Origin of the sequence: Burkholderia sp. SIMBA_051 (assembly GCF_046534915.1) — a bacterium.
In the GTDB taxonomy this organism is placed as follows: domain Bacteria; phylum Pseudomonadota; class Gammaproteobacteria; order Burkholderiales; family Burkholderiaceae; genus Burkholderia; species Burkholderia ambifaria.
Map to the genome: position 1 here is coordinate 265,756 of NZ_JAWRXS010000008.1, position 8,970 is coordinate 274,725.

Here is an 8,970-nt window from a genome sequence, read left to right on the forward strand (position 1 = left end):
CCCTATCGTGGCGCTCGCGAGCACCGCGGTGCCGCTTTCAACGGCACGGACCACCGCTGTCCAAATTACAGTGGCGTTTTCGATTCCGGCGCGTGCTCGACGGACAGCGCGTACGGGACGGCGATTCCCTCCTTCGCACCGACCGGCACCTAATTCTCGGGCGCCGATGGAAGCGGAATCCAGTGCGTGTACCCGGACTGCGCGTTCGCCACGTCCTCGAATGAAGCGACCACCGCGAATCCTTCCGGAGTCCAGGCCAGCACGTTAAGCGCCTGATCGGCATCCAGGCGCGTCGGACAGTGCTGACTCGTCCTGATCCAGCTCTGGCTTTTGCGTGCGCCCTGCCACCCATCCCATGCAGCGGCCACGCGCGTGCCCCGGACGTAGCCGTCCTGGTCACGAACCCGGTTGACGACGTCGGCGCGATATTCGCTAGGCGTATCGCGAAACCACCATTGCTCAAACAGCTCTCGTTCGGTTCTCACAGACGCCTCCCCACACAGTGTTGCGTCGAGCTCAATACGCAAGTGAGCCGGCGCTGATTTCATCAGACGTCGAGCATTCGCTGTTCCCGCACCGCGGCTACGGTCGTCGCAACGGCTTGTCCGTCTACTGGACCGGCGACGCTCAAACTGGCCCGAAATCCGTCAGAAACGCACCCGGGCCATCTCTCACCCTCGACCGAAAAGGCTTGACACCTCTGTCGCCGCCGCGTACTGTCGGCCGTGAAGTATTCAAGAAGCGCGACTGCTGCTCATCATCGACCGCGAACTGCGGTATTCGTTGTCCTTTCCCTCCTTGATTATTTTCCCGCGTCCATTCGTGGCGCATCCGTTCGTCTATTCTCAGGAGATCTAATATGGATACCGGTACTGTCAAGTGGTTCAACGACGGCAAAGGCTTTGGCTTCATCACGCCCGATAAAGGTGGCGACGATCTGTTCGCGCACTTCTCCGAAATTCGCGGCGACGGTTTCAAGACGCTTGCCGAAGGCCAGAAGGTGAGCTACGAGACCAAGAACGGCCCCAAGGGCCTGCAGGCAGCGAACATCACCCCGCTGTAACCGTCTCAAGCCTCGACTTCGCGCAAGGAGCGGCGCATTGCCGCCGCTCCTTGTGTCATGCACGGCCTCGCGGCGCCACGCGTCTCGAGGCCGGCTCGACTGGTCCGTCCGCTTCGCAGGGAGACATTGAACCTGCGCGCAGGCAGATGCCCGTCATGGTGCGCGTGTTCGACCGCGCATCCGGGCCCGGACCAGCCATCCTCGCAGGATCGCGCACGCGACGCAGCAGGAGAATTTCCATGACCCAATATCAGTCCCGCGGCAACAAGGCGCCTCCGCGTACCAAGCAGCCCCCGATGCTGCCGAAGCTCGGCACGGCGTTGAACTGGGTGCCGCCGAAAGAGTCCTCGATCACGAAGACGCAGCAGAAAAAGCGCACGACGTCTGCGCAATAGCGTCGAATCGCGGCTGCACAGGCAGCGGCGACCATCGCGCAACCTGTTGCGGCGCGGGGCGAAGGCGGTCACGATCCGTCACCACGCGCGTGCCGGTTGCTGCGCGTAATACCGAATAAGTTGAAGGCCCGGCGAACGATGCGCGTATGATGGGCTTATCCGAGCGATCACCCGCCCTCCGAACGCTCCCCCTTCACTACCGCGCGCTTGTTGCATCCCCTCCGCCGCGCTGCAATTTTGTCCCTTTCACCCCCGCCGGCCCGCCCGACAATGGACGGACCTTGGCCGGACGAGTTCGACCGTGCTTTTCGCCGCGGCCGAACGACAGGAGTTTGTCATGAGCATGCATTCCTACCGTGGATTCGAGATCTATCCACTGATTTACCCGCACGTACCGGCAGCGAATGGTGCTCCGCACAACTACGATGCCGGCTTCGACGCAGCAGTCAGGATTTGTCTTCGCGGTGCGACGGACACGCAGACGCAAAGCCAGACGTACCGGCTTCGCGACAACGCGCCGTTCGGCACGGCCGGTGACGCACGGCGCGCATCGGTGCGCTATGCCGAGAACATCATCGACGACAATCGCGAAACACACGCGTTCCTGTCGAACGCAGGCTGAGGCGGCTACCCAGCCGATGCGATGCATCGGCAATCTGGAGAGCAACATGGTCATTGACGAACTACTCGCATTGATCGGACGGCACGAGGTTACGTGGGCCGACACGATCTCGCTTGCCGGAATCTCTGATTCGGCTCTGTGTCACCAGCAAGAGTTGCAAATGTACGGCGCGATACGCGCGCTATCGATCGGTGCCGGACACTCGGAATTCGAGTCCGACGAGATAGCGAGCGCCGTCATGACACGGCTCGGCTAACTTCTTATACGAACCTTCTCAAACAGGGCAACCATGACAACCGTCACACTGAAAGTCAACGAACCGATCGATGTCGCACTGCGCCGATTCCGCCGCGACATCGAGAAAACCGGGTTGATTCGCGAGCTGCGCAGTCGCACCGGCTACGAAAAGCCGACGACGGAACGCAAGCGCAAAAAGGCCAGTGCCGTTGCCAGGCAGCGCCTGCGCGCGAAGCGCATGTTGCCCCCGCGCAAAATGTACTAGGAGCGCATCGTGTCCAACCTGCCGGCCGATGCCCCACCGTTTTTCCCGTTGACGAAATGCCAGGTGGATTTCGATCGACAGAAAGACATGGTGACGCTACTGCCGAGCTTCTATGCGTTCGGCTGTGAGTACACCAGCCGCGGCCTCCTGATCGGCCGGGACGATGCCTTCAAATTGATTGCAGCCATCGAGAAAGCGCTCAGCGTTCAAGGCTGAGCCGCCGGCGCGGACGCTTCACAAGCATCAAAAGCAGAAGACCAACCATGCGCGTCGCGACCCGGTACGTGGACTTGCTCTGTTTCCTTGTTGCCCTTCAACTGGTCACCAAAAGGAAAACGCGCGAGTGGTTGTCGCCGTTTCAGCTCGTGGAATCACTGCAGGCATGGCTTGTCGTCCATCGCGCGAAATGCGAATGGCGCGATCGTGTCTGGATAGGGCACGCGTCTCTTCAGATCGCGAAGTCGGTCCACGCCGTGGACGATCCTCCGCTCCCGGAGCGGCTTCCCGGCGTGGAAGACGACTCGACGGCCCGCCCCCGAGGCGCGATCGCCAATCGGTCGGGCCTGCGGATAAAGTGCATTCGCTACCTTCGAGAGCATATCTGACAGTGGCGCGCGCACGGCCGCGTACCCCGCGACAACCCTAAACCTGGAGGAGCACATGCTCTTCAATTCGACACGGTTCCGAATCGATCCGACACCACGCCGGGCCGATGGACAGTACATCGCACATGCGAGGATTACCACTTTGCTCGTCGACGGAGATGAGCGACAGGTCCTCTGCAGCGGCGATCTGGCCGCTTTCGACCGCCGCGACGAGGCAGTTGCGCACGCAGCGAAATGGGGAGAAGGTTGGTTGACGGCGCAATTTGGCTGAAAATGGGAAAGTCGGCGCACGCACGTGAAGCACGTCGCTGACGCCTCTTCCTTCCACATCGCTCGCCCCGCGCAGGGACCAGACTGGAAGGAGTCCGATTTGCCAACGCCATCCGAGAAGAAGCCACGCCGCGATGATCACTGACCCAACATCCGTACCGCACTACCTCGTCCTGCTGAGCGGCTGGCAGCCCTATGTGCTGGACATGGAACGCGTCGTGATCCGGCGGGAAGCAAGCCGGTTGTTGCTGGCGTTTGCGCGGACGCGTGGAAAACTCGAGCGTATCGACGGTGACGAATGGAACATGTTTTCCGACGCACAAAACCTCTCGACACTCGAGCGTGGGCAGGCGCGGTTCTACGCATTGGTGAAAGGGACCGAAACCGAGCATCAGCTGCGGTTGCTGACCGTTCTCTGAAACCGGATTTCCGAGTGGAGCACGGCGCGGTGAGATTCGACCGCGCTACCTGAATGCGGATCAACCCGTCCACTGCACCCAAGGCGCAGCATGAAACTGGTTTTGGTAGGTGCTTTGTTGTGCTGTGTGATCGTCTTCCTGTTTTGGGGCAACCCAAGAGACGGCGACCGGTAGCGCATCCGTCGCCGTCGTACGACCTCGAGTCGATGGCGTAAGCAAGCGCGCCGCCGCGCACGCTCCAGCAGCGCCCCAAACGATTCCCCCGTTCATCCCACGGAAGACCGCTTTGCGCCGACGGCCTGCCGGCCGCCGCGCGGCGTGTCGGCCAACTCAGCTCCGCACGGCAGGCGCCGCGTCATGCGCGCCGGACGTCAATGCCAGTGCCGCAAGCGCGCCGGCCGGCGCGAGCAGCGCCCAGAATCCGATGTAGCGAAAGCCGAGCGCGCCAGCCATTGCGCCCAGCGCGAACGCGACGATCGCCGGCAACATCTTGCCGAACCGTGCGCGTGCGGCCACGCGCGCGCTGTCGGCCGTGCCGGCGGACAACAGGTCGACGACATCGAGAATCGCCTGCGTGACGTTGCCCGTCATCACCGTGTTCGGCACGCTTGCGCGCGCGATCACGCGGGGATGCGCGTTCTGCACGCCCATCGCGAACGTGCCGACGATGCCGGCCACCAGCACCGGCAGGCTGTCGGACTGCGTGACGGGCGTCGCCCACACACCAGCCGCGCAGAAGCCGAGCAGCATCACGGCCTGCACCGCATACAGCGCACGCGCGCCCTGCCATGCCGGCCGCGCGGACAACGACCGCGCGATCAGGCTCGCCGCGATGACGCCGCATATGAAGGCGGGAAACACGCTCAGTTTCAGCAGGAGGCCCTGCCCGAATCCGGCGACGCCGGCGCCGATCAGCACGAAGTTGCCCGTCACGTGTGCGGTGAACAACCCGAACAGCGAGACGAAGCTCAGCGTATCGACGAACCCGGCGACCGCGGAAAGAAGGGTGTCTTCAGATTTCAATTCGTGATGTTTGAGTAAAGGTTGGGCGACGCGGCGACCGTGGATGGCACGGTTGCCGCGTCGCGTTCGCGGGAGGGCCGACCCGGCGTTCAGGGATTGCCGTCGCCCTCCCCCCGTTGAATATCGCCGACGATGGTGACAAGGACGAGCGCCGCAATCAAGCCCAGATGCTCGAAAAAGCTGTTCAGCGCCATGAAATGTTCGGCGCCCGAGCGATTCCAGAAATCGTTCGCCACGACCATCGCGACCAGCGTCAGCATCCCGAGGCTGCCCGCGCCGAGCCACGTGAAGCGGCGAAACACCACGCACAGCGAGCCGCCGATCTCGACCGCAATCGCCAGCGCCGCCCACAGCGCCGGCGGGTGCAGGCCGAAATGCGCCTGCTCCGCGATCGCATCGCCGAAGTGCATCGCCTTGTTCACCCCGCCGATCAGGAACGCGGAAACGAGCGCGAGTCGGACCAGCGCACCGACCCACGCCTGCGACAGGAGCGCGCGAATCCACCCGGGGCTGCATCGGCCGGTCACGGTCGTCATGTCAGACCGCCCAGCACGAACAGCCGAACGCGCCCCAGAAACCCTTCGCGTCCGACGTCGGCAACGTGCGGCCCCATGCGCTCGCATGCGCATGGCCGTGCATCCCGCACGCGGTCGAACAAGCGCACGCGGCAGCGGCCGCTGCTGCTCGCTGCAGCGGCGCGCCCTCGCGCTGCGTCGCGCCCCAGCCGCCATAGCCGCCGTAGGTGCGCACCGGCGACCAGTCCGGCATCGCCGGCGGAATCGGCAAATCGTGCGACGCGAACGGCCCGGCACCCCACACGATCCGGCCGCCGACCACCGTCAGCAACGCGGTCGTGTCGGCGATATCGTCCTCCGCGCACGTGAAGAAATCACGGTCGGGGACCATCAGGTCCGCCAGCTGACCGACCGCGATGCGGCCCTTCTTGCCCACTTCGTTCGAGAACCACGTCACGTACTCGGTCCACATGCGCAGCGCGGTTTCGCGATCGAGCAGGTTGCGCTGCGGATACAGGCGCGTGCCGCCGACGGTCTTGCCCGTCACGAGCCACGCGAGCGACACCCACGGGTTGTACGACGCCACCCGCGTCGCGTCCGTGCCGGCCGACACCTTGATGCCCTTGGACAGCATCTTCGCGACCGGCGGCGTCGCCTCGGCCGCCTGCGCGCCATAGCGCTCGACGAAATACTCGCCCTGATACGCCATCCGGTGCTGCACCGCGATGCCGCCGCCGAGCGCCGCGATCCGGTCCATCGATCGCTCGGAGATCGTTTCCGCGTGATCGAAGAACCAGTTCAGCCCTTCGAGCGGGATGTCCTCATTGACCTTCTCGAACACGTCGAGCGCGCGGCTGATCGTTTCGTCGTAGGTCGCATGCATGCGCCACGGCCAGCGGTTCTGCGCGAGCACACGCACCACGCCTTCGAGATCGTCCTCCATCTGCGCGGGCAGGTCCGGACGCGCGACGCGGAAATCCTCGAAGTCGGCCGCGGAAAACACCAGCATCTCGCCCGCGCCGTTATGACGGAAGTAGTCGGTGCCGTCGTGATACTTGACGCTCTTCGTCCAGTTCACGAAGTCTTCCTTCTCCGCGTTCGGCTTCTGCGTGAACAGGTTGTACGCGATGCGGATCGTCATCTCGCCTGCGTCGTGCAGCTGGCGGATCACTTCGTAATCGTCGGGGTAGTTCTGCGAGCCGCCGCCCGCGTCGATCACGCCCGTCACGCCGAGCCGGTTCAGCTCGCGCATGAAGTGGCGCGTCGAGTTGTACTGGTACTCGAACGGCAGCTTCGGGCCCTTCGCGAGCGTCGCGTAGAGGATCGTCGCGTTCGGGTTCGCGAGCAGCAGGCCCGTCGGGTTGCCCGCGGCATCGCGCAGGATCGTGCCGCCCGGCGGCTCCGGCGTGTCCTTCGTATAGCCGACGACGCGCAGCGCGGCCGCGTTCAGCAGCGCGCGATCGTACAGGTGCAGGATGAACACCGGCGTATCGGGTGCGGCCGCGTTGAGTTCGTCGATCGTCGGCAGGCGCTTCTCGGCAAACTGATGCTCGGTGAAGCCGCCGACCACGCGCACCCATTGCGGCGCGGGCGTGATCGCGACCTGCTGCCGGAGCATCTCCATCGCGACGGCGAGCGAGCGCACGCCATCCCAGCGCAGCTCCATGTTGTAGTTCAGGCCGCCGCGAATCACGTGCGTATGGTTGTCGGTCAGGCCCGGCAGCACCGCGCGGCCGTCGAGATCGACGACCTTCGTCGCGCGGCCCGCGAGCGGCATCACGTCCGCGTTGCTGCCGACCGCGACGAAGCGGCCGTCCTTGATCGCCACCGCGGCGGCGACGGGGTTCGCACGATCGAGCGTCGTGATGCGCCCGTTGTGCAGGATCAGATCCGGTTGGGTATCGGTTGCGGTCATTGCGTCACCTCACTTCGATCAAAGGCCGATGAGCTGCTTGAGGGCGGGGACCGCCTGCACGCCAATCAACATGCCGAGCAACCCGACCAGGGCGATCAGCGGCGGTGCGGGAGAGCGAACCTTGATAGCGCTGTAGATCACGCCTATCAGCAGGCCCGCACCAAGGGAAACCAGATAAGGTTCCATACGATCAATCTCTCGAACAAATTGGAATGCAGGCGGATGCCCTGCAAACGCTCCGCGGGCGGCCTGCGCGGATGAACCGCGTCACGCCGCCCGCATTGACGTATCACCGCCGCGGCGCGCTCATCGAGCACGACGCGGCGGCATCGATACTGTCCCGAGTGGGCGCGTTACTTCGCCGGCACCGGCGGAATCGACTCGTGCGGCGTCGCGGTGCGTTGCGGTGCCTTGTGGACCATCGTGTATGCGTAGTCGACGCCCATCCCGTACGCGCCCGAATGCTCCTTCGCGATCGCCATCACCGCGTCGTAGCTGTCGCGGCGTGCCCAGTCGCGTTGCCATTCGAGCAGCACCTGCTGCCACGTGACCGGTACCACGCCGGCCTGCACCATGCGCTGCATCGCGATGTCGTGCGCGGCTTGCGACGTGCCGCCCGATGCGTCGGCGACCATGTAGATCTCGTAGTCGCCTTCGAGCATCGCGCACAGCGCGAACGTCGTGTTGCAGACTTCGGTCCACAGGCCCGACACGACCACCTTCTTGCGGCCGTTCGCGGCCAGTGCGTCGCGCACTTTCTGGTCGTCCCACGAGTTCATCGACGTGCGTTCGAGCGTCTTCTGGTTCGGGAACACGTCGAGCAGCTCGGGATAGGTGTGGCCCGAGAAGCTGTCGCTTTCGACCGTCGTGATCGTGGTCGGGATGTTGAAGACCTTCGCAGCCTTCGCCAGGCCCACGACGTTGTTCTTCAGCACCTGGCGATCGATCGACTGCACGCCGAACGCCATCTGCGGCTGCTGGTCGATGAAGATCAGCTGGCTGTTCTGGGGGGTGAGTACTTCAAGCTTCGGATTGCTCATGGCGATCATGTCCTTTGACGTGGAGAAAAATAAAGCCTGGCTCGCCGGCAAGCCGGGGGCCCGATGTGCTGTGCTGGGAGGTTTTTCCTGCCAACGTCTTCCATTCAACATGTAAACTCGAAGCAATGCCAATTAATCGTTCTGTTTAAAAACACGCTGAAAACCGATCCTGAAAAGATCTTAAATCGGGGGAATTTTCGCGCCGCGCCCGCGATGACCTGATAGGCTGTTTTTCGACTTCGTCGGTTCATCGGCGGGGATTTATTCGGACCTTCCACACGGTTGTCACCCACTTCAATTTATATTATGAAACCGTACGTTTCGTCGCTATTGGCCGGCATTCTCGCCGGCGCCGTCTACGCGTTGATCGGCGTGCAAGCGCCCGCGCCGCCCACCATTGCGCTGGCCGGGCTGTTGGGCATCCTGGCCGGCGAACAGATCCTGCCGGTCGCTCGCCGGATGCTCGCGGGCATCCACCTGAAGGCCGCATGGAGCGAAGCGAAGTGCACGCAGCACATGTTCGGCTCGCTGCCCGGCGCGCAGCCATCCAACGCCGCGGCGAAGCACCACGAGTCGACGCCGACCTGACGGATCGCTATTG

At 63.8% G+C, this 8,970-nt stretch carries 16 protein-coding genes; 10 read left to right on the forward strand and 6 right to left on the reverse strand.

Going from position 1 to position 8,970, the window contains the following annotated elements:
• Window positions 1-149: 149 nt before the first annotated feature.
• Window positions 150-485 carry a hypothetical protein gene (locus SB771_RS21455; RefSeq protein ID WP_041491759.1) on the reverse strand — a complete coding sequence of 112 codons (336 nt, stop codon included), beginning with the start codon at window positions 483-485 and terminating at the stop codon, window positions 150-152.
• Between the two features lie 374 nt (window positions 486-859).
• Between SB771_RS21455 and SB771_RS21460 the strand changes: the two genes are divergently transcribed.
• The 9 genes from SB771_RS21460 (at window position 860) to SB771_RS21500 (ending at window position 3,876) form a co-directional block, all read left to right on the forward strand.
• Entirely contained in the window at window positions 860-1,063 is a 204-nt protein-coding gene (locus SB771_RS21460; RefSeq protein WP_011660696.1) for a cold-shock protein, read from the forward strand.
• A 239-nt stretch (window positions 1,064-1,302) separates the two neighbouring features.
• Window positions 1,303-1,458, forward strand: a complete 156-nt coding sequence (locus tag SB771_RS21465) for a hypothetical protein (RefSeq protein ID WP_012371974.1) — start codon at window positions 1,303-1,305, stop codon at window positions 1,456-1,458.
• Window positions 1,459-1,795: 337 nt separating this feature from the next.
• Window positions 1,796-2,080, forward strand: a complete 285-nt coding sequence (locus SB771_RS21470) for a hypothetical protein (protein WP_011660698.1) — start codon at window positions 1,796-1,798, stop codon at window positions 2,078-2,080.
• Window positions 2,081-2,126: 46 nt separating this feature from the next.
• Entirely contained in the window at window positions 2,127-2,336 is a 210-nt protein-coding gene (locus SB771_RS21475) for a hypothetical protein (RefSeq protein ID WP_041491858.1), read from the forward strand.
• A 33-nt stretch (window positions 2,337-2,369) separates the two neighbouring features.
• On the forward strand, window positions 2,370-2,582 hold the full coding sequence (gene rpsU / locus SB771_RS21480; RefSeq protein ID WP_006754722.1) for a 30S ribosomal protein S21: 213 nt from the start codon (window positions 2,370-2,372) through the stop codon (window positions 2,580-2,582).
• A 9-nt stretch (window positions 2,583-2,591) separates the two neighbouring features.
• Window positions 2,592-2,798, forward strand: coding sequence for a hypothetical protein (locus tag SB771_RS21485; protein WP_041491760.1), 207 nt, complete (start codon window positions 2,592-2,594; stop codon window positions 2,796-2,798).
• A gap of 47 nt (window positions 2,799-2,845) precedes the next feature.
• Window positions 2,846-3,187: a hypothetical protein gene (locus SB771_RS21490; RefSeq protein ID WP_050812322.1), complete on the forward strand. Its 342-nt coding sequence runs from the start codon at window positions 2,846-2,848 to the stop codon at window positions 3,185-3,187.
• 55 nt (window positions 3,188-3,242) lie between these two features.
• Entirely contained in the window at window positions 3,243-3,458 is a 216-nt protein-coding gene (locus SB771_RS21495; protein WP_011660700.1) for a hypothetical protein, read from the forward strand.
• A gap of 133 nt (window positions 3,459-3,591) precedes the next feature.
• Window positions 3,592-3,876 carry a hypothetical protein gene (locus SB771_RS21500; protein ID WP_006759566.1) on the forward strand — a complete coding sequence of 95 codons (285 nt, stop codon included), beginning with the start codon at window positions 3,592-3,594 and terminating at the stop codon, window positions 3,874-3,876.
• 330 nt (window positions 3,877-4,206) lie between these two features.
• On the opposite strand, the gene SB771_RS21505 is transcribed toward SB771_RS21500, so the two are convergent.
• The 5 genes from SB771_RS21505 to SB771_RS21525 form a co-directional block, all read right to left on the reverse strand.
• Window positions 4,207-4,899, reverse strand: a complete 693-nt coding sequence (locus tag SB771_RS21505; protein ID WP_175661082.1) for a YoaK family protein — start codon at window positions 4,897-4,899, stop codon at window positions 4,207-4,209.
• 89 nt (window positions 4,900-4,988) lie between these two features.
• On the reverse strand, window positions 4,989-5,435 hold the full coding sequence (locus SB771_RS21510; RefSeq protein WP_175661081.1) for a DoxX family protein: 447 nt from the start codon (window positions 5,433-5,435) through the stop codon (window positions 4,989-4,991).
• A 1-nt stretch (window position 5,436) separates the two neighbouring features.
• Window positions 5,437-7,329 carry an amidohydrolase gene (locus SB771_RS21515; protein WP_410721203.1) on the reverse strand — a complete coding sequence of 631 codons (1,893 nt, stop codon included), beginning with the start codon at window positions 7,327-7,329 and terminating at the stop codon, window positions 5,437-5,439.
• Window positions 7,330-7,347: 18 nt separating this feature from the next.
• Window positions 7,348-7,515, reverse strand: coding sequence for a DUF1427 family protein (locus SB771_RS21520; RefSeq protein WP_011660704.1), 168 nt, complete (start codon window positions 7,513-7,515; stop codon window positions 7,348-7,350).
• 167 nt (window positions 7,516-7,682) lie between these two features.
• Window positions 7,683-8,369, reverse strand: coding sequence for a hydrolase (locus tag SB771_RS21525; RefSeq protein WP_011656592.1), 687 nt, complete (start codon window positions 8,367-8,369; stop codon window positions 7,683-7,685).
• Between the two features lie 306 nt (window positions 8,370-8,675).
• Here SB771_RS21525 and SB771_RS21530 point away from each other — a divergent pair, with 306 nt between their 5' ends.
• Complete coding sequence (locus tag SB771_RS21530) at window positions 8,676-8,957, forward strand: XapX domain-containing protein (protein WP_165754098.1); 282 nt, start codon at window positions 8,676-8,678, stop codon at window positions 8,955-8,957.
• Window positions 8,958-8,970: the final 13 nt, after the last annotated feature.

Coding starts and splice junctions, on each gene's coding strand:
- SB771_RS21460 (WP_011660696.1), top strand. CDS start 860: ATGGATACCGGTACTGTCAAGTGGTTCAACGACGGCAAAGGCTTTGGC.
- SB771_RS21465 (WP_012371974.1), top strand. CDS start 1,303: ATGACCCAATATCAGTCCCGCGGCAACAAGGCGCCTCCGCGTACCAAG.
- SB771_RS21470 (WP_011660698.1), top strand. CDS start 1,796: ATGAGCATGCATTCCTACCGTGGATTCGAGATCTATCCACTGATTTAC.
- SB771_RS21475 (WP_041491858.1), top strand. CDS start 2,127: ATGGTCATTGACGAACTACTCGCATTGATCGGACGGCACGAGGTTACG.
- rpsU (WP_006754722.1), top strand. CDS start 2,370: ATGACAACCGTCACACTGAAAGTCAACGAACCGATCGATGTCGCACTG.
- SB771_RS21490 (WP_050812322.1), top strand. CDS start 2,846: ATGCGCGTCGCGACCCGGTACGTGGACTTGCTCTGTTTCCTTGTTGCC.
- SB771_RS21495 (WP_011660700.1), top strand. CDS start 3,243: ATGCTCTTCAATTCGACACGGTTCCGAATCGATCCGACACCACGCCGG.
- SB771_RS21500 (WP_006759566.1), top strand. CDS start 3,592: ATGATCACTGACCCAACATCCGTACCGCACTACCTCGTCCTGCTGAGC.
- SB771_RS21510 (WP_175661081.1), bottom strand. CDS start 5,435: ATGACGACCGTGACCGGCCGATGCAGCCCCGGGTGGATTCGCGCGCTC.
- SB771_RS21515 (WP_410721203.1), bottom strand. CDS start 7,329: ATGACCGCAACCGATACCCAACCGGATCTGATCCTGCACAACGGGCGC.
- SB771_RS21520 (WP_011660704.1), bottom strand. CDS start 7,515: ATGGAACCTTATCTGGTTTCCCTTGGTGCGGGCCTGCTGATAGGCGTG.
- SB771_RS21525 (WP_011656592.1), bottom strand. CDS start 8,369: ATGAGCAATCCGAAGCTTGAAGTACTCACCCCCCAGAACAGCCAGCTG.
- SB771_RS21530 (WP_165754098.1), top strand. CDS start 8,676: ATGAAACCGTACGTTTCGTCGCTATTGGCCGGCATTCTCGCCGGCGCC.